Here is an 18073-nt window from a genome sequence, read left to right on the forward strand (position 1 = left end):
AGCTCCTCGGCGCGACGCTAATGCGCCTTATCATTCGGCTGGCGGGCTAAACGGTTAGTCACAAAGTCATCGCTCGATTTTTGCTCATGACGTTCTTGGCGGCGATGCTCTTCAGATAAGCGTCGTGATGTCAGCGTATCGTAGGAGGAAAGCTTACGCTGTTCCTGTTGCCAATGCTGTTGACTTTGCTGCACACGTTTTTGCTGGGCCACAAGCGCTTGCCGTGCCCGGCTGAGGGCGGCATCCAGCGACGCCAGGAATTGCTGATAGTTGTACATGGTGGCAGGATCGATGCCGTCGCGCATTGCCTTCTGTAAACGCTCGGCATACTCCGCCCGATAGCGGTTAAGCGACTGAAGCTGCGCTTCTGTTTGTTGCTGTGTTTGTCGTTCTTCTGCCAATAATTTCCCGGCTTTATCCCGCGCATCACGGGCTAAGCCTGTCAGCATGTCGAGCTGTGAATGACTCATCGCTAACCTCCCACTACCGCGTGCAGAGCTTGGCGTGATGCTTCAAGCGTTGCACACTCATCAATGTTTTGCTGAAGAAACCGTTCCAATGACGGAAAGCGGTTCACCGCCTCGTCCAGCCTTGGATCGTGCCCTGGGCTATAAGCCCCTACGCTGATCAAGTCACGATTGCGCTGATAGCGTGAAAAGAGTTGTTTAAAGGTGCGGGCTTCTTGAAGCTGTTCAGGAGAGCTAATGGCGGTCATCGCACGACTGATCGAGGCTTCAATATCAATCGCTGGATAGTGGCCTGCTTCGGCTAGCGTGCGAGAGAGCACGATATGACCATCAAGAATTGCCCTGGCTGAGTCGGCAATAGGATCCTGCTGGTCATCGCCTTCGGTCAGCACCGTATAAAAAGCGGTGATTGAACCGCCGCCGCGCTCAGCGTTTCCAGCACGCTCGACAAGCCCGGGTAGCTTAGCGAACACCGAGGGTGGATAACCCTTGGTGGCGGGCGGCTCGCCAATCGCGAGCGCAATTTCACGCTGTGCCATGGCGTAGCGGGTCAGCGAATCCATAATCAGCAGAACGTTGCGCCCCGCATCGCGAAACCCTTCGGCCAGCCGCGTCGCGTAAGCGGCCCCTTGTAAGCGCTGGAGTGGTGAAGTATCCGCGGGCGCCGCTACGACCACAGCACGCCTGCGGCCCTCAGGCCCCAGGATATTGTCGATGAAGTCCTGTACTTCACGGCCACGCTCGCCGATAAGTCCCACCACGATGACATCCGCCTGGGTATAGCGCGCCATCATGCCTAGCAGCACGGATTTACCTACCCCTGAGCCCGCAAAGAGCCCCATACGCTGCCCACGGCCAACGCTCAGTAATGCGTTGATGGCGCGGATGCCAACGTCAATCTGGGCATCAATAGGCGCTCGGGAAAGAGGGTTAAGCGGCGTCGCATTAAGGGTTGCGCGAGGCGTATCCTCAAAGCTTTCACGGTCATCTAGCGGGTTGCCATTGCCATCGAGCACTCTCCCCAGCAGGTCATCGCCAATCGGAAAACGTCGGGCGCTGTGGCCGCTGCCATCACTAAGTGGAGAGACTCTGGCCCCCGGCATAAGGCCAGAAATTTCTTCTAGCGGCATAAGAAACAGCTTGTCGCCAGAAAAACCAACCACTTCTGCTTCCGCATGTTTGTCGCTATCGTTCAACCGCCCATCTGCACCCGGTAATTCAATGCGGCAAGCACTCCCCACCGCTACGCGTAACCCAACTACCTCAATGACCATGCCCGTGGCTCGTATCACGCGGCCACTGGTACGGTAGTGAGGCAACTGGCTGACGCGCTGCGTTGTACGGCGCAGTGCTTTGCGCCAGCGGTAAAGGTGGGGGCAAGTTGCCTCGCTCATTGCATTACCTGTTTCATCAACGTGTGCATTTACCTTTGTATTAACGAGTAGAAGAGGGGGAATCACTGTTGTGATGGCGTTTGCGTAACTGAGCAACAACTGACTGCCAGCGGCTTTCAAACGTGGCGTCCAGCTCTCCTTGGGCACTGGTGATCCGGCACCCGCCACGTGCGAGCTGATCATCTGGCTGAAGCGACCAACTGGCTGCTTGTAGCTCGCTACCGAGATGCTCTTTAACTAGTGCATGGTCCTGCGGATTAAGCCAAAGACGTTGCTGGCCTACGAGCGGTGGCTCGGTATGGAGCAATTCACGAACGATCTCAAGAATTTGCTCAGGGCTCTCTTGCAGTGCGTCTGCAGCTAATTGCTTGCCGGTTGCCAGGGCAAGCTCGGCGAGGTCGTGTGCCACCGTCTCATCAATACGTTCTAGCGCATCAGAAAACTGTTTTGCCAGCGACCGTAGGGGCGCCACAGTTTTACGTATGTGTTGCTCTAGCTCTGTCTCTGCCTGGGCGCGCCCTTCACTAAGGCCTTGTTCAAGACCTTCTTGATGGCCTCGGGCTAAGCCATCCTGATAACCCGTTTTCTCGGCTTCCTGGCGAATGCGTTCGTAAAGTGCCTGGCGTTCCTGCTCTTCACGTTGGCGCGCCTGCTCGGCTGCTTTCTTGGCTGCCTCTACTTTGCGTTGTTGGGCGGAAGGCGTTGGTATGCCGCCCGGTTGTGAGCCTGTTGTCTGTTCAGCCAACTCGTCCATCTGCCAGCGCCGCCAACTGCCGTGACGGTCAAATTCAGGCGTTTTGGCGTTAGACATACTCATCGTCCCCGCCTGCTAAGACGATCTCACCGGAATCAGCCAAGCGGCGCACCACCTGCAAAATAGCTTTCTGTTCGGTTTCTACCTGTGAAACGCGAATAGGACCTCGGGCTTCCATATCTTCGCGAACAAGATCCGCTGCCCGCTGCGACATATTGCGTAGGAACTTGTCGACCAATGCTTCCTGGGCACCCTTGAGGGCCACCACCAAGGAGTTGGTTTCGACTTCTTGAAGCACCATCTGAATGGCACGGTTGTCCAGGTCGAGTAGGTTCTCGAACAGGAACATTTCGTCGATAATTTTTTGCGCCAAGTCTTCGCTGTGGGAGCGAACCGTTTCGATGGCTACTTCTTCCTGAGAGGAGTTCATCAGGTTGAGAATCTCGGCCGCCGTTCTGACGCCACCCATCTTGCTGCGCTTGAGATTTTGGCCATCCAGCATGCTGGTCAGCACTTCTGTTAGCTCTTGCAGTGCGGCTGGCTGAACGCCGCTGAAGGTTGCGATACGTAATACCACATCGTTACGCAGCTTCTCTTCAAACAGCTCAAGAATATCGGCCGCTTGGTGCCGGTCCAGATGAACCAGAATAGTGGCAATAATCTGCGGATGTTCGTCACGAATCAGCTCAGACACCATGGAGGCCTCCATGAGATTCAGCGCATCAATGCCTGAGTTGCCTCCCGTGGTCTCAAGAATATCTTCAATAAGGCTAGTGGCTCGTTCGCTCCCCAGCGCTTTGGTGAGTACCGAGCGAATATGCTCACTAGAGTTGAGGTTCAACGCCACAAACTCTTCGGTTTCTTTATGGAAGGCTTCCAGCACTGCTTTCATGTCTTCGTGTGAGACTTGATGCAAGCGGGCCATTTCCAGACTGATGTCTTGTACTTCGCTGGCGCTAAGGTACTTGAAAACCTCCGCCGCGCTATCCTCGTCCAGCGCAAGCAAGAGAATGGCGCTTTTGCGTGCACCGGTCATCTCGGCAATCGGGCTACTCATGAGTGTTCATCCAGCTGCGGATAATCATTGCGACCATACGGGGGTCTTCCTGGGCCATTTCACGCAGGTCGTTAAGATTGTGTTCGTACAGCGAGGTTTTGCGCCGCCGTTTGGGCTTGCTGCTGTAGGTATCCTCGTTCTCACCAGACGCAGATGCCTCGTTCTCTTGCTCATCTTCTTCGCTTTCGCCTCCAACGCTGGCGCTAAACGTACTGCCAGGTATGGCGGCAGCCATCACAGGTGGCTGGGTATAGCGCTTGATCAGTGGCCGTAGGATCAGCAAATAGAGCAATAGCGTTGCCAGGGCGACAAGCAGATAGCGGCCCAAGGTTGAGGCAATCGACAGGGTCTCCGGCTGTTGCCACCAAACGACGTCAGACGCGCTGTCATCGACACTGGCGAACGGCGTATTGACGACTTCTATCTGATCGCCACGCGCTTGCGAAAAGCCCATGGCCTGTTGAACCAAACGCTCCAACTGAGCAACCTCTTCTGGGCTTAGCGCAACTTGCTCTGCTTCGCCCTCGTCATTAATAACCTGACGGAAGTTCACGACAACCGCTGCCGATAGGCGCTCTACCTGGCCAAGGCGGTGCTGAATGTGCTCAATGCTGCGGTCAACTTCATAGTTCACCACATCATCTTGACGCAGGTTCTGTAAGGCATTTTCAGGTACTTCTGCATCCTCTTCATCAGCGTCGGGCTGATTGATAGGTGATGGTGCTACACCGGGAGGGGTGTTACTTAATGCCCCTGGAATACCTGTCGCCAGAGGATCTTCACCATCGTACGACAGGCTAAGCTGACGGCTGCGAACCGCGGACTCATTGGGGGCCTGGTTGGGGGCATAGCGCTCTGAGGTCTGCTCACGGCGAGAAAAGTCGATCTGCGCCGCTACCTGTGCACGTACGTTGTCATTGCCAAGAATGGGAGACAGGATATTTTCGATACGACGCTGATAGGAGCGTTCGACTTCTGCAATGTAAGCCAGCTGAGAGCCATCCAGGTCGTTTCCTTGTGACGCTGTAGACGAAAGCAGGCGACCATTCTGATCCACAATGGTGACGTCTTCCGGTGCCAGTTCAGGGACACTGCTGGATACCATATGGACGATGGCGCTGACTTGCCCCTCGCCCAGAACACGCCCAGGCAGCATCGTCAGTACCACCGATGCTTTGGCGGGCTCACGATCACGAATAAAGACCGACGGCTTGGCCATCGAAAGATGAACGCGAACCTTATCGACGGGGCCCAGTGATTCAATGGAGCGAGACAGCTCACCTTCAAGGCCACGTTGAAAGTTAACTTGTTCAGCAAACTGGCTGATACCAAAGGCTTGATTCTCCATCAGCTCAAAGCCCAGGTTACCGCCACGGGGGAGCCCTTGCTCAGCAAGTTGTAACCTTAGCGTGTGTACCTGATCGCTTGGGATTAACAGCGCTTGACCGCCCTCGCTGAACTGATAGGGAACGCCGCGGCTGTCAAGCTCCGCAATGATACGTCCACCATCGGCTTCATTCAGGTTGCTATACAGAACCCGATACTCAGGGCTGCTGGCCCACATGAAAAGCGCAGCAATAATCGCAATAGAAGCTGCAGCAGCGACTAACAGCACAACCAACGGGTTGCTACGCAGCTGTTTTAACGTGCGCTGAGCCGTCGTGGGGCTTTTGGTGTCATTGTCTGCCGTTCCGCTGCGGGGTGCATGTTGTGTCGTACTATTCTGACGGCCTGCCGTAGCACCAGTTTCGCTCATGCGTGCCCCCACGAGGACAGGCAAAACTGATGACGGCTCAGGCGCATCACCAAAGAAGGCATAGGCTAATATCCGTCAATCGCGGTTATCCGCTAAAAAGATGAAGCGGTATTGTGATGGACGCCATTATCCTGTGGCAGGTCGAGCATAAATGAACGAACAGGTTGGCTTTTAAGGCGTATTTGTACGTATGAGTGTTCTGCTACCAGTGATAGGCTTTTGGTATTACTTCACCTTCCTTCGGATGAGGCGTGCTTATGAGTTCACCTGCCATACAATCAGCGCTGCAACAAATGCAAGGTTTAGCGACCCAGGCAGCCCAGCCTATCAAGGGTGAGCATATTGCCACGGCGGTGGGTCAGGGCAGTTTTGGTAGTGAGTTGCAGGCGTCTATTCAGCGTATCAATCGCTTACAGCAGGCTGCTAACACAAAGGCGACGGCTTTTCAGGCAGGCGAACCGAACGTTGAACTGAGTGATGTGATGGTCGACATGCAGAAGGCGAGCGTTGCTTTTCAGATGGGGCTTCAAGTGCGTAATCGCTTGGTAACGGCTTATCGCGACGTAATGAATATGCAGGTGTAGAGAGCGTTTGTGCGTTGGCGTCGAAAAAAGCTAGTAACAAGCGCTAATGACAACGGTGGGTAATTGATTAGCGGGTGGCGTAAGCAAGAGAGATCACTGGCTATAGCGAAGTAACCTCTCCTATCGCTCAATCAGGCTTCTAGAGAAATAATTCGCCCTTGTAATTCTTCCAGCCGCTCTGCGACGAGCAACACCTCTTCGGCGGGTATTTGGCGAATAACATCACCGGTTTCGCGGTCGATGACTTTCGTGATGACGCGCCCCGATTGCTCACTCAGTGCAAATTCCAATCCACGCGGTCGAAGTGTTTCGTTGATCCGCTGTATAGGCGCCGCAAGTGACTCTTTGCTTACGCTGCGGAGTTCAGGCTGCTCTCCGACAACGCCTGTGATGCCAGGTGCTGGCTGTGACGATGTTTTTGGATTGGTTGATTGGTAGTCGCTTAGTTGGTAGTTGGTTGATTGATAGGGAGTTGTTGCTATCGAGATTAGCTCATCAATTAACAAGGGGCCCATAGACGGAATCCTTTAGAAAAAAGCCACGCGGCGTGGTGGCAACAAGGTGGTAAGGCCGTCGAATCGTAGCTATAGGCCTCTTCACTACTATCGGCCGGGGAGCTACAAACTTTATTTTTGCATAGCGTAGGACTGTGATCGTTATAACGACAGCCCAAAAGCTTCTGATATGCTCTGTCGCCTTTTTGTGGGTGTGACGTAATAACAACGTGGTAGCGAGCGAGACGAGAATGTCAGTCCAACAAGATGAATATGAAAGAGTTACCAGTCCAACGGCCGTAAGCTCTCTTTTAAATACCATGATCGAGGGTGGAGGGGTGTCGCTTTGCCTGGCCTCCGCTGATGCACACCCAGAACCTATCGTGTTAATGGAGCAGTACGCTGGCAAGACGCTAGTGATGGACTTATCCTCGGTCGATCATTTGTTAAACCGCTTACAGCAAGGTGAGTCATTTTTTCTGCGCGGCCACTCCCAGGGCAAAGTGGTGCGCACGCCGTTTCTGTCGTTAACCGAAACCCGCCATGCAGGGGGGCGCTTTTTATGTTGTAGCGACTACCCCGCGACCCTGGAAGTGCTCCAGCGCCGCGAATCGTTTCGCGCTGAGCTGCGTTTAGGCATGGTCGTGCCCGCTTCAATATGTGGCGAAAGTGGTGACGGGGTTTACGGGGAGCTACGCGACCTTTCCCAAGATGGTTGCCAGATAGAGTTGCCGCTGACCGCCAGTGGCGTGTTGGCCGACGCTGACCTGCCATTAACGCTTGCCTTTACATTCCCAGATGGCACTTATTTTGAAGTGCAGGGTGTTCCGCGCCATCAAAAAACCGATCCTGAACGGCACCTATTGCGCGTAGGCTTCCGTTTTACGAATTGCGCTGCCGAGCAAGAGCGACAAATTTGGTATTTTGTCTGTGAAATCGAGCGTGAAGCCGCCCGTTATAAAAAAGAAGTGCAGGATGATCGTCAGCCATCGCCGCTATTCGAGCATTCTGGCAAACGTACGGCAGGGAGTGAACATGTCGGGCGGCGTGATATTCGCCGCTATGCAACACCAATGGCGCGGCGCTTAGTGAAAATTGCGGCTTATCTGGATGCCCAACTGCTGCTTTTACAGCAAGGCAGCGACATAGATTCTCGCCAGCTATCACGTAATGCAGACCGTCTTTTGTTGCTCCATGAAGAAGACCGTGAAGCGCTGCTGTTTGCGACGCGCTGCTTGTCGCCAGAGCCGCTGCTTGTTCGCCATGGCATTGCAGTAGCCGTGCATTTGCTCGATTTGGTGGGGGCAAATATGCCCCGTGATGTGCGCAAAGCAATTGTAGCGAGTGGTTTGGTGCATGATCTTGGTAAGGCGCTTGTTCCGCAAATACTGTTTAAGGCGCCACAATTCGAGGCCACTCATCGCCAAGCCATGAGTGAGCATGTGGCGTTGCTATTAGATCGTCTTCAGCACTGCCAGTGGCTTTCTGCTGCCGTTGCCCAAGCGGTGATTGGCGGTATTAATGAACGGCTGGATGGTAGTGGCTATCCTGATGGTTTAACTGGCAATGATATTAACGAGCTAGCGAAAGCGAGCGCTGTGGTCGATGTGGTAGAAGCGATGCGACGTGATCGCGCTGACCGACCCGCTAAAACGGCGCAGCAAATATATCGTCATTTGCTGAGCCGCCCTCACCAATTTGATCCCCGCTGGACCAAGCGCTATATCGAACATTTCAAACCGCTGCCGGTGGGGTCACTTGCGTATTTTTCCAGTGAACAGATGGCTTGGATTGTTCGCCTTGACGAGCTGGGTGCGCCGGCTGAAGTGGCGTTGACTCGTCAGGCAGAGGCGCCCATGCGCGAGACGTGGGGCAATACGCTGCGTGGCGACGTTCTAGAAAGGTTGGGTAAGCCAACACGTGAAGTGGCGGTGTCTACGTAGCTGTTTGCTGCTTGGCAAAGAGAACGAAATTTTCTGAGCGAAAAGTAAGGTAAACATTAAAGTCTATTAGTCAGGCGCCGATAATAGTTGTAACCGAGTCAATAAGCTCGATTTTGGACGCGAAACAGCTAACGAGAAACAGCGCTAGTCGTTGATTGTGTGGCTGTTGTTCACATTAATAAAGGAGAGCCCGCTTATGACATACTCCCGCGGTGGCGCCGCTTATGGCCGAGGTGCCAATGCCTACGCCCGCGTTGGCGTGGAAAGCGGCGTTATGTCAGCTGATCCTCATCAGCTTATTGTAATGCTGTTTGATGGTGCTCAGGCGGCCATCCGTGCGGCGCGTATTCATATGCAGGCAGGTCACACGGCTGAAAAGGGGAAGTCGATTTCCAAAGCCTTGGATATTATTAACAATGGCTTAGCGGCTGCGCTGGATCAAGAGAAGGGCGGCGATATTGCTGAGCGTCTTGCTTCTCTTTATGACTACATTTCCCGCTTATTGTTAGCCGCAAATCTTCGAAATGATGAAGACAGCCTTAACCAAGCAGAACGTTTGCTTGAAGACATCGCCTCTGCATGGCGTGAAATCGGTCAACAGCAAAGTGCGTGAGGCAAAGCATGTCGGCTTCTGAAACTGCTCGTGAAAATGCCCAGCAAGCGCTCATTGATGCGTACGCCAAGCTACTCACCTGTGTGACAAAAATGCACGAGCTCGCGCATGCGGAGCAGTGGGCAGAGCTTATCGAGCAGCGAACTCACTATGTGATGTCAGTTGAAGCGTTGCGTCAGCGCGATGAACAGACCGTGCTTGATGATGATGGCCGGAAGCGAAAAACAGAGTTGCTGGAGAGCATTCTTGAGCATGATGTTGAAATTCGTCGTCGTTTGTTGGCTCGGCGAGATGAGCTAGGCAAACTGATAGGTGTTTCTCAACGTCAGCGAAGTCTGCATCGTGCTTATGCGCCTCAGCAAGGTGATGCGGCGCTTTTCGATATCGGTAGCGATCAGGAGAAGGGGGCTTCGTGAGTGGCATTACGCCACTTATCGATACGCTCATGCACCAAGTGCTTGGGCGTAAGGGCGAGCTGTCCCAACGTCCTCTTAACGCGCCTGTGCAACCAGTGCCGCCGGGTGAGGGGCCGCGCGCACTGCAAGGCGATTCAAGCTTGGATGGGCGCCCGCTATCATCGCCACTCGATGATCTTAGGCGTCTTTCCTCCTCGCTTGATGGGCAACGGCTGCCCGCTGCGAAGGGAGAGGCAGCCAGCACACCGCTAGGCTCGACGCAAACACACTTTAGCCCAGCGGCACGCACCATCGCCGATGTATTGCTGCGCTTTCCCGCACCACCCGCGATGATACGCCCGCAGGCGCCATTGATGGGATTGGAGGAAACGCCCTCTGCTGCGGCACTAGCGAGTCGGTTAGAAAGCAGCGTTCGGGATAGCGGACTGTTTTACGAATCTCATTTAAAGCGATGGTTTCAAGGAGAGTCTTCCCGACAACAATTGCTGCGAGAGCCGCAGATGCAGCCAGGCCCACGACCTCTACTGCCTGTCAGTCTGGCCACGTTTGTAATGCCTCCTTTTGCGGCAAATGCCACATTGGGTGCGAGTAATACAAACGTTGCCATATTGCCGAATTCGCTGCTGATACCTGTGGCAAGTGACCAAGCTGGTTTGATCCGCCCAGCCGCGCTTATGCCAATGGATAATACGCTGCCAGCAGGCGCGCAGCGTGAAAGTGTGCCTGCCAATGTCTCTGCGAGCGCTTCCGCCAGTATTGATATGGCAAGCGCGCGAGCCATGGAAGAGAGTTCGCTAGTGCGTGGTGGCCGTGAGATTGTGCATGAAAGTTTGCAGAGCCTGGTGCGTCAACAGCTCGATATGCTCGTGATGCCTGTTATTCGCTGGGAAGGTGATGTGTGGGCCGGTATTTTTATGGCATTAGTCATCCATATGCCCACCCGGGAAGGTGAGCGCGAAAGTGCCCAGCAAGAAGCAGAGGGTGATGGTGTCTGGCAGTCAGATATGCAGCTCGACGTGCCTAATCTGGGAGCGTTCAGTGTAGCACTCAGACTTTACCAATCAGTGTTAAGCATTGATCTGACCACGGATACGGCGTCGACTTACCAGTCTCTAGAGCTGGGGAGCGAGCGTTTGGAAAAACGTCTGCGGGCGTTAGATTTTCGCAGTGTTCAGGTGAAAGCCCACTATGCCACCTTGGAGAGTCATGATGGCGACATCGGGTGAGCATCGTCGTCAAGCCGTCGCGCTAGCCTATCAAGATAAAGATCAGGCACCGAGAGTGATCGCAAAAGGTTACGGCGAGTTGGCGGAGCGGATTATGGCGGAGGCTCAGCGCCAAGGCATTTATGTGCATGATGCACCTGAGCTTGTGGCACTGCTGATGCAGTTAGATCTCGATGCCGAGGTTCCTGCAAGTTTATATCAGGTGATTGCAGAGCTTCTCGTGTGGGTATTTGAGTTATCCGAAGAAGGGTTAATTCCTCGTCAAGAGCGTTGGTAGCCAATACAAACGTTGTATGTAACCATGACAGAGGAATGTTAAAAACCTTTAAGGCGTCGGTATAAAGTCATAATGAAACGCCCATGTCGTTCGATGGAACACTATGAGTCAAACAAGCTTTCTCGATGAAATTCAAGAAATTAATTTAGCGTATTTACTTCTCGCGCAGCGCCTATTGGTCGAAGACCGTGAGGCAGCGATGTTTCGCTTAAAAGTAGACAGCGAGCTTGCCGACCTGCTGGTGTCTCTAAATGCTCGGCAGTTGACGAAACTGGCACGCAATAATCAGCTGATATGCAGGCTAAGCCAAACGAGCGTCCATCAACTGCGCAAAATTACCCAGAATCCTCGGGATCAAGGGCTTTCAGGGTTGCATGCCTCATTGTTGTCGGCCTGCGAAGAATTTGAGGTGTTACCAGTAGGAGAATCAGAGTGAGCCAGAAGAGCTTGGTTGATGAAATGCACCAAGTACAACTGGCCATAGAGCTGATTGAGTTAGGTGCACGTTTACAAGTATTAGAGACCGAAACAGACCTAAGTCGCACGCGCTTGATTAAGTTGTACAAAGAAGTGCGGGGGATGTCGCCGCCTAAGGGAATGTTGCCTTTTTCAGCGGACTGGTTCGTAACCTGGCTGCCAAATGTGCATTCGTCGCTGTTTTATAACATTTACAACAGCATACAGAAAAATACCTGCTGTGAGCGTATCGATGCCTTTGTCAAAGCTTACCGCCTGTATGAAGAGCAGATAAACCTTGAAAACGTTGAACCGGTGCTGGGGCTTACCCGGGCGTGGACACTGGTACGGTTTTTTGAAAGTGACTTGCTGCAGCTCAACATGTGTACGCGTTGTGAAGGGCACTTTGTCGCGCATGCGCATAGCCCCGCTCATGATTATGTTTGCGGTATTTGCCAGCCTCCCTCGCGAGCTGGCAAAACGCGCAAGGCGCGGCTTTAAAAGATAAAAAACGGCCACGCCCACAGCGGGTAAGCATATAACCAATAACGTGCGTCTTTAACGCATAGATAGCACCAAAAGGGGTGGGTACTTTTTCATTAGAACTGCCTACGCCTGCGTATGCTATGGCTAAGAAACGCGTGGAGCGGGACTTTTCTGTGTCTTCTTTTTGAGACGCGGAAATAGCGTTCCCTTGAAATAAAACTGATACCGCAAGGACACTGCTTGTGCTGATTCCTCTGGGTTATTTGGTCGTACTGCTATCTGTCTTTGGCGGTTATGTGATGGCAGGTGGTAGCTTGGGACCCCTGTATCAACCCCTGGAGCTGCTGATTATTGGCGGTGCAGGCGTTGGTGCTTTTATTGCTGCAAATAACGGCAAAGCGATTAAAGCCACGTTTAAAATACTTCCCAGGCTCAAACGAACCAAAAAATATAATAAAGCACTGTATATGGAGTTAATGGCGCTGCAATACAAGATCCTCTCTAAAGTGCGCCGCGAGGGGATGTTGGGCATTGAGCGTGACATTGACAACCCCCAGGAAAGCCCCCTGTTTCAAGAGCATCCCACGGTGCTTGCAGACCCTCATATTATGGATTTCTTAACCGATTATCTGCGGTTAATGGTGAGCGGTGGCATGGAACCGATGGAAATCGATGAGTTAATGCTTCACGAAATCGAAGTATTTGAGCAGGAAGCCCATATTCCCATCGATGCGATTGCCAAAGTAGGTGATGCAATGCCTGCGTTCGGTATCGTAGCGGCGGTAATGGGGGTTATTAAAGCACTGACCTACGCAGATGCCAGTCCTGAACAAATGGGACAAATGATTGCCATGGCATTGGTGGGTACCTTCTTGGGGATTTTAATGGGCTATGGATTTATTAGTCCTATCGCTAGCTATGCCGAACGGCAAGCCAAAGAAGCAGAGAAAATGCTCCAGTGTATCCGTGTCACGCTGTTGGCCAGCCTGCATGGTTATGCTCCCCAGTTAGCCGTTGAATTTGGTCGGAAGGCATTACACAGCACCGAGCGCCCCAGCTTCGCAGAGCTTGAAGAGTATGTTCGCGACGCTAAAAAGGGCGGTAATGCATGAGTAAGGGGGGCGATAAGCGTCCGATTGTTATTCGGCGCAAAAAAGTGGTGCATGCCCACCATGGCGGTGCGTGGAAGATTGCCCTTGCCGACTTCATGACAGCTTTGATGGCGCTGTTTCTGGTCATGTGGATTTTAAGTGTTTCCGACGATGAAACCCGCCGCAGTGTTGCGGAGTACTTCAGTACGCCATTAATAACGGCAATGACCAGTGGTGACCGATCAGGAAGCACTCAGGTGATTCCAGGTGGTGGCCCAGATCCTACCCACAGCGATGGCGAACGTGCCCGAATCGATGTGCTTCAACATAGCCGCCCTAGTGCTCAGGAGAGGCGTTTCTTCAACGACTTGCAAGAGCGCATTGAGCGAGCCATTGAACAAGACCCCGAGCTGCGCCACCTACGCAGCCAAATGCGCTTTGATTTAACCCGCGAAGGGTTACGTATTCAGTTGCTCGATACGGAGCAGCGGCCCATGTTTGAGTTAGGCCGCGATCAAGTAGCTCCTTACATGCGCAGCCTGTTACGTACGATGGCACCGCTACTCAACGAATTGCCCAATGATTTAAGTATCAGCGGCCACACTGACAGCGTGCCCTATGCAGGCGGTTATCGAGGTTACAGTAACTGGGAGCTGTCCAATGATCGAGCAAATGCCTCTCGGCGTGAATTAGTTGCCGGCGGGCTTGATCCAGATCAACTGCTGCGCGTATCGGGCTTTGCCGATCGTGTCAGGTTGCCTGACACTGCGCCGACAGACCCGATTAATCGTCGCATTGAGCTCGTTGTCTTATTGCCAGAAATCGCAGAAGCGATTCGTAATCCAGGCGTTATGGGGCTTGATAGCCCATTACCTGATGAAGATGCGCTTTTAGAGGCGCTGCCACAAAGCGTGCCTCAGAGCGATGAAAGCGAATGAGCAGGGCTTATCACAACACAAAGACGTTTATGTGGAGCGGTGCATGGATATAGCGGATTTTTTTGACACCTTTTTTGAAGAGGCCGAAGAGCTGCTGGCCGATATGGAGCAGCATCTGCTGGAACTGGATGTCGATGATCCGGATAGCGAACAGCTAAACGCTATCTTCCGCGCCGCCCACTCCATAAAAGGCGGCGCCGGTACCTTCGGCTTCAGCGTGCTGCAGAAAACCACGCACATCTTTGAAAACTTGTTAGATCACGCACGCAAAGGTGAGCTGACATTGCGAGCTGACCTCGTTGATACTTTTTTAGAGGCAAAAGACATCATGCATGAGCAACTCGATGCCTATCGCAACGAGGAAGAGCCCAACCAAGAAGCCTACGAGCGAATTTGCCAGACACTGCAGCAGATCGCACTAGAAGAAATTGGCCAGACGTTGGATGCACCTGCGGTCCCCGCGCCAACGATTGAAAAGAAAACATCAGCCAGCGCCGAGGCTGCTGAACCCTCCTCGCTAAGCGAGCGCCATCTGTTGGTTGCGCTACTGAATGTTAGCGAAAAAGATCGCACGTTGCTGGTAGAAGAGCTGGAGCAACTGGGTGATGTCCAGTCCCACTCGGGTGATGAAAAACGTTACGAAGTAACGCTAACAGGTGACGTTAGTGCTGACGATATTGAAGCAGTGATGTGCTTCATTATTGAGCCTGAGCAGATTGAAATTAGCGTGGTAGCGGTTGAAAAAAACGAAGAGGCTAGTGTTAGCCCTGAGTTAGACGCGCCAGTAGCCGTGCCTACTGATGTTGTTGAGCCTACTAATAGTGCTAAGCCTGCGACGCCAGCGGTGGCTAAACCTGCTGATAGAGCACCTTCGCCAGAGAAGCCAGCGAAATCCGCCCCTAAAAAAGCGGCCGCAGAGTCAGCCTCAATCCGTGTGTCGGTAGATAAAGTCGACCAAATCATCAATTTGGTTGGCGAGCTGATTATTACCCAGTCGATGCTAGACCAAACGGTCAGCGACCTTGGCGATCAATCCGTTGGCAATAGCTCGCTACAAAATGGCATGAGTCTGCTACAGCGTAACGCGCGGGATCTTCAAGAAGCGGTGATGTCGATCCGCATGATTCCGATGGAGTTTGTGTTTAGCCGATTCCCACGTGTAGTGCGTGATACCGCCGGTAAGTTGGGCAAAGAAATTGAGCTTATCACCGAAGGCAAGTCCACCGAGCTGGATAAAAGTCTGGTTGAGCGCATTACCGATCCGTTAACGCACCTAGTACGTAATAGCTTGGATCACGGCATCGAAATGCCGGATGAGCGCGAAGCGGTAGGTAAGCCCCGAGTTGGCAAGTTGGTGTTATCGGCACGCCACCAGGGCGGCAATATTCTGATTGAAGTGCGTGATGATGGCGCGGGCATGGATCGTGATCGGTTGTTGGCTAAGGCGCGTGAAAATGGTTTGAACGTTTCCGACAACATGTCTGATGAGGAGGTTTTTCAGCTGATTTTTGCGCCGGGTTTCTCCACGGCAAAAGAAGTCACAGATGTTTCTGGCCGCGGTGTCGGAATGGATGTGGTAAAGCGGAATATTCAAGGCATGGGTGGCCGGGTTGAAATCCAATCCAAGAAGGGTGAAGGCACCAACACGCGCATCGTGTTGCCGCTGACACTTGCCATCCTTGACGGCATGTCGATCAAAGTGGGCGGCGAAACCTTTATTTTGCCGCTTTCCACGGTACTTGAGTCGTTGCAGCCTGCCAAAGGCGATATGTATGCCATGGCGGGTGATGATGTGGTGCTTAAAGTGCGCGATGAGTACCTGCCGGTCATCGCGATCCATGAAGTGTTGGATGTGGAAAATGCCATTACCGACCCGACCAAAAGTATTGCCGTAATCGTGCAGGGGGAGGGGCGTCGTTATGCCATGTTGGTCGATGAGCTGATTGGCCAGCAACAGGTGGTTGTAAAGAACTTAGAAGATAATTACCGCAAAGTGCCGGGCGTTTCGGCGGCGACCATCCTTGGTGACGGTAGCGTCGCGCTAATTCTAGATATTACAGGTTTACACCGGTTAAGCCGTGCCAAGAAAGAAGCCGGAAAACAGGTGAATTATCCCCATCTCTCTTATTACCAGGAGGCCGAGCCGTCATGAGCCAGGCAAACAATGGAGCGGTGTTGTCCGCCGCAGAAGCCGATAATCGCGAATTTTTGGTGTTCTCTTTGGGAGAAGAAGAGTATGCCATTGATATCCTGAAGGTTCAGGAAATACGCGGCTATGAAAACGTCACGCGTATTGCCAATGCCCCTGATTTTATTAAAGGGGTGACCAATCTACGCGGCGTCATTGTGCCTATTGTCGATCTGCGCATTAAATTTCACCTAGACAGTGTGGAGTACGGTGGCCAAACCGTTGTCATCGTGGTCAATGTCGCCGACCGCGTCGTTGGTATTGTCGTGGACGGCGTTTCCGATGTCATGACACTAACACCCGAGCAAATAAAACCAGCGCCTGAGTTTGGTGTAACGCTCTCCTCCGATTTCTTAAGCGGATTAGGCAGTCTTGAAGACCGCATGCTGGTGTTAGTTGATATCGATAAGCTGCTGACCAGCGAAGAAATGGCTTTAGTCGATAGCACCAGCAGCCGCTAATCCCTTTGTGACTGGGCACAGGGAGAGTGCCTTCTTAAGCCAAAAAAACAGCCCTCTCTGGTGCTACGGATAGCATCGGCCACTACGGTTGTATTTGGAGTAATGCGTGTGACACCGCTACTGCGTCAAATGATGAGCAATATGACCGTGCGCCTTAGTTGGGGGCTGGTATTAGCCACTTTTTCAATGTTGGTGGTGGTGGCCTGCGGTATAGGTCTTTATGCACTCCACCACGGTGCCGCTATTGTGCAGGCATCGAGTGATTTGCAGGCGCAGCAAGCGGCGTTCAGTGAGTTTGCGACACGCATTCGCTGGATGCTGATTGGCGTGGTCATTATGACCGGCGTAACGGTCGCGGTGGTGGTGTGGGGAGTGACTGTTAATGTGTTGCGTCCCCTGGATCGTCTGGTCGGTTACTTTGAGAAAATGGCTCAGGGCGATCTAAGCCAGCAAATTACCTCGCCTGGTAATAATGAAATTGGCAGGTTGTACACAGCGATGGCGCACATGCAGTCTTCACTGTCTGAAACCGTTGGTGTGGTACGCCAAAGCGGCGCGTCAATTTTTGAGCGCTCTCAGCATATTGCCAGTGGCAATAACGACCTCTCCTCACGTACTGAACAGCAGGCCTCTTCGCTAGAAGAGACGGCCTCGAGCATGGAGCAGTTAGCCTCTACCGTTGGGCACAACGCAGACAATGCACTACAAGCCAGTCAGCTCGCCAATGAGGTAACGCTAACCGCCAGACGCAGCGGCGAAGAAGTTGCCAATATTGTTGAAACCATGCAGGACATTAGCGCGAGTTCCCACCAAGTTGCCGACATTATTACGGTGATCGATAACATTGCTTTTCAAACCAATATTCTCGCCTTAAACGCGTCGGTAGAAGCCGCCCGTGCTGGCGAGCATGGCAAAGGGTTTGCCGTTGTTGCGCAGGAAGTTCGCAGTCTCGCTAGCCGCAGTGCTAATGCTGCTAAAGAAATTCGTACGCTGATCGATGCATCGCTTGGCAAAGTGGATGCGGGTACCCAGCGGGTGAATCACGCGGGAAAAACCATGCAGGATCTTGTCGCCGCGGTGCAGCGTGTTAACGATATTATGGATGAGATTGCGGCTGCCTCTGAAGAGCAAAGCAATGGTATTGGGCAAGTTAATCAAGCGGTTGCCCAAATGGATCAGGTTGTTCAGCAAAATGCCCAGCTGGTTCAACAGGCAGCACGTAGCGCCAACGAATTAGAAAGCGAAGCGGCACGCCTTAGAGAAGCGGTTGAGCGCTTCCATGTGACGCCTGCCCTGGCTGAGGGGAAACAGGAATCTGGTTATGCCATGCGGCCCCGCGCTCTTCAGCAAGTACCTGCCGCCCAAACTCCAGCGGCCAAAAAAATACCCGCTCGCAACATGGCAGTCGATGAGTGGGAAGCATTTTAAGCCTTGCGGTTTAGGCTCATTACTTCCTCGGCTTCAATACTAAA

The 18073-nt window shown here is 53.0% G+C and carries 19 protein-coding genes; 13 read left to right on the forward strand and 6 right to left on the reverse strand.

The annotated features are described in order from the left end of the window. Nucleotides 1–17: 17 nt before the first annotated feature. Genes fliJ through fliF form a run of 5 tightly spaced genes read right to left on the reverse strand, consistent with a single transcriptional unit; the run spans nt 18 to nt 5428 of the window. Nucleotides 18–470 (reverse strand): flagellar export protein FliJ, encoded by a 453-nt coding sequence (fliJ, locus tag J4377_RS00480; RefSeq protein ID WP_038480169.1) that lies wholly within the window; start codon nt 468–470, stop codon nt 18–20. 2 nt (nt 471–472) lie between these two features. Beyond that, entirely contained in the window at nt 473–1861 is a 1389-nt protein-coding gene (gene fliI, locus J4377_RS00485) for a flagellar protein export ATPase FliI (RefSeq protein ID WP_038480172.1), read from the reverse strand. A gap of 40 nt (nt 1862–1901) precedes the next feature. Then, nucleotides 1902–2672, reverse strand: coding sequence for a flagellar assembly protein FliH (fliH, locus tag J4377_RS00490; RefSeq protein WP_038486457.1), 771 nt, complete (start codon nt 2670–2672; stop codon nt 1902–1904). Then, a complete protein-coding gene (gene fliG, locus J4377_RS00495; RefSeq protein ID WP_038480175.1) occupies nt 2665–3672 on the reverse strand; it encodes a flagellar motor switch protein FliG in 1008 nt (335 codons plus the stop codon). The genes fliH and fliG overlap by 8 nt, the downstream gene beginning before the upstream one ends. Next, the gene (gene fliF / locus J4377_RS00500) at nt 3665–5428 is read right to left on the reverse strand and encodes a flagellar basal-body MS-ring/collar protein FliF (RefSeq protein ID WP_253486377.1); all 1764 of its coding nucleotides are present in this window, start codon (nt 5426–5428) and stop codon (nt 3665–3667) included. Before fliF ends, fliG begins: the two co-directional genes overlap by 8 nt. A gap of 257 nt (nt 5429–5685) precedes the next feature. Between fliF and fliE the strand changes: the two genes are divergently transcribed. Beyond that, complete coding sequence (gene fliE / locus J4377_RS00505) at nt 5686–6012, forward strand: flagellar hook-basal body complex protein FliE (protein WP_009723980.1); 327 nt, start codon at nt 5686–5688, stop codon at nt 6010–6012. Between the two features lie 131 nt (nt 6013–6143). On the opposite strand, the gene J4377_RS00510 is transcribed toward fliE, so the two are convergent. Next, on the reverse strand, nt 6144–6527 hold the full coding sequence (locus J4377_RS00510; RefSeq protein WP_253486378.1) for a flagellar protein FlaG: 384 nt from the start codon (nt 6525–6527) through the stop codon (nt 6144–6146). 230 nt (nt 6528–6757) lie between these two features. On the opposite strand from J4377_RS00510, the gene J4377_RS00515 reads away from it, so the two are divergent. From J4377_RS00515 to J4377_RS00570, 12 genes are all read left to right on the forward strand, one after another. Continuing rightward, entirely contained in the window at nt 6758–8449 is a 1692-nt protein-coding gene (locus J4377_RS00515; protein ID WP_253486379.1) for an HD domain-containing phosphohydrolase, read from the forward strand. A gap of 196 nt (nt 8450–8645) precedes the next feature. Beyond that, the gene (gene fliS, locus J4377_RS00520) at nt 8646–9062 is read left to right on the forward strand and encodes a flagellar export chaperone FliS (protein ID WP_038480185.1); all 417 of its coding nucleotides are present in this window, start codon (nt 8646–8648) and stop codon (nt 9060–9062) included. Between the two features lie 8 nt (nt 9063–9070). Further along, nucleotides 9071–9478, forward strand: a complete 408-nt coding sequence (fliT, locus tag J4377_RS00525; protein ID WP_253486380.1) for a flagellar protein FliT — start codon at nt 9071–9073, stop codon at nt 9476–9478. Further along, nucleotides 9475–10704, forward strand: coding sequence for a flagellar hook-length control protein FliK (locus J4377_RS00530; RefSeq protein WP_120385961.1), 1230 nt, complete (start codon nt 9475–9477; stop codon nt 10702–10704). Before fliT ends, J4377_RS00530 begins: the two co-directional genes overlap by 4 nt. Next, nucleotides 10688–10981, forward strand: coding sequence for an EscU/YscU/HrcU family type III secretion system export apparatus switch protein (locus tag J4377_RS00535; protein WP_089040063.1), 294 nt, complete (start codon nt 10688–10690; stop codon nt 10979–10981). The genes J4377_RS00530 and J4377_RS00535 overlap by 17 nt, the downstream gene beginning before the upstream one ends. Nucleotides 10982–11084: 103 nt before the next feature. After that, entirely contained in the window at nt 11085–11417 is a 333-nt protein-coding gene (gene flhD / locus J4377_RS00540; protein ID WP_009723972.1) for a flagellar transcriptional regulator FlhD, read from the forward strand. Beyond that, nucleotides 11414–11938, forward strand: a complete 525-nt coding sequence (gene flhC / locus J4377_RS00545) for a flagellar transcriptional regulator FlhC (RefSeq protein WP_038480200.1) — start codon at nt 11414–11416, stop codon at nt 11936–11938. Before flhD ends, flhC begins: the two co-directional genes overlap by 4 nt. Before the next feature lie 227 nt (nt 11939–12165). Then, entirely contained in the window at nt 12166–13035 is an 870-nt protein-coding gene (gene motA / locus J4377_RS00550; protein ID WP_038480203.1) for a flagellar motor stator protein MotA, read from the forward strand. Further along, nucleotides 13032–13952: a flagellar motor protein MotB gene (gene motB, locus J4377_RS00555; RefSeq protein ID WP_038480205.1), complete on the forward strand. Its 921-nt coding sequence runs from the start codon at nt 13032–13034 to the stop codon at nt 13950–13952. Before motA ends, motB begins: the two co-directional genes overlap by 4 nt. Before the next feature lie 43 nt (nt 13953–13995). Next, a complete protein-coding gene (gene cheA, locus J4377_RS00560; RefSeq protein ID WP_253486381.1) occupies nt 13996–16104 on the forward strand; it encodes a chemotaxis protein CheA in 2109 nt (702 codons plus the stop codon). After that, nucleotides 16101–16601, forward strand: coding sequence for a chemotaxis protein CheW (cheW, locus tag J4377_RS00565; RefSeq protein WP_038480211.1), 501 nt, complete (start codon nt 16101–16103; stop codon nt 16599–16601). Before cheA ends, cheW begins: the two co-directional genes overlap by 4 nt. A 102-nt stretch (nt 16602–16703) precedes the next feature. Further along, complete coding sequence (locus J4377_RS00570) at nt 16704–18029, forward strand: methyl-accepting chemotaxis protein (protein ID WP_253486382.1); 1326 nt, start codon at nt 16704–16706, stop codon at nt 18027–18029. The last annotated feature ends 44 nt before the right edge of the window (nt 18030–18073 follow it).

Source organism: Halomonas sp. XH26, from assembly GCF_024138895.1.
Lineage (GTDB): Bacteria > Pseudomonadota > Gammaproteobacteria > Pseudomonadales > Halomonadaceae > Vreelandella > Vreelandella alkaliphila.

Bases quoted from the DNA above. Each gene is read 5' to 3' on its own strand.
- fliJ (WP_038480169.1), bottom strand. From the start codon at position 470: ATGAGTCATTCACAGCTCGACATGCTGACAGGCTTAGCCCGTGATGCG.
- fliI (WP_038480172.1), bottom strand. From the start codon at position 1,861: ATGAGCGAGGCAACTTGCCCCCACCTTTACCGCTGGCGCAAAGCACTG.
- fliH (WP_038486457.1), bottom strand. From the start codon at position 2,672: ATGTCTAACGCCAAAACGCCTGAATTTGACCGTCACGGCAGTTGGCGG.
- fliG (WP_038480175.1), bottom strand. From the start codon at position 3,672: ATGAGTAGCCCGATTGCCGAGATGACCGGTGCACGCAAAAGCGCCATT.
- fliF (WP_253486377.1), bottom strand. From the start codon at position 5,428: ATGAGCGAAACTGGTGCTACGGCAGGCCGTCAGAATAGTACGACACAA.
- fliE (WP_009723980.1), top strand. From the start codon at position 5,686: ATGAGTTCACCTGCCATACAATCAGCGCTGCAACAAATGCAAGGTTTA.
- J4377_RS00510 (WP_253486378.1), bottom strand. From the start codon at position 6,527: ATGGGCCCCTTGTTAATTGATGAGCTAATCTCGATAGCAACAACTCCC.
- J4377_RS00515 (WP_253486379.1), top strand. From the start codon at position 6,758: ATGTCAGTCCAACAAGATGAATATGAAAGAGTTACCAGTCCAACGGCC.
- fliS (WP_038480185.1), top strand. From the start codon at position 8,646: ATGACATACTCCCGCGGTGGCGCCGCTTATGGCCGAGGTGCCAATGCC.
- fliT (WP_253486380.1), top strand. From the start codon at position 9,071: ATGTCGGCTTCTGAAACTGCTCGTGAAAATGCCCAGCAAGCGCTCATT.
- J4377_RS00535 (WP_089040063.1), top strand. From the start codon at position 10,688: ATGGCGACATCGGGTGAGCATCGTCGTCAAGCCGTCGCGCTAGCCTAT.
- flhD (WP_009723972.1), top strand. From the start codon at position 11,085: ATGAGTCAAACAAGCTTTCTCGATGAAATTCAAGAAATTAATTTAGCG.
- motB (WP_038480205.1), top strand. From the start codon at position 13,032: ATGAGTAAGGGGGGCGATAAGCGTCCGATTGTTATTCGGCGCAAAAAA.
- cheA (WP_253486381.1), top strand. From the start codon at position 13,996: ATGGATATAGCGGATTTTTTTGACACCTTTTTTGAAGAGGCCGAAGAG.
- cheW (WP_038480211.1), top strand. From the start codon at position 16,101: ATGAGCCAGGCAAACAATGGAGCGGTGTTGTCCGCCGCAGAAGCCGAT.
- J4377_RS00570 (WP_253486382.1), top strand. From the start codon at position 16,704: ATGCGTGTGACACCGCTACTGCGTCAAATGATGAGCAATATGACCGTG.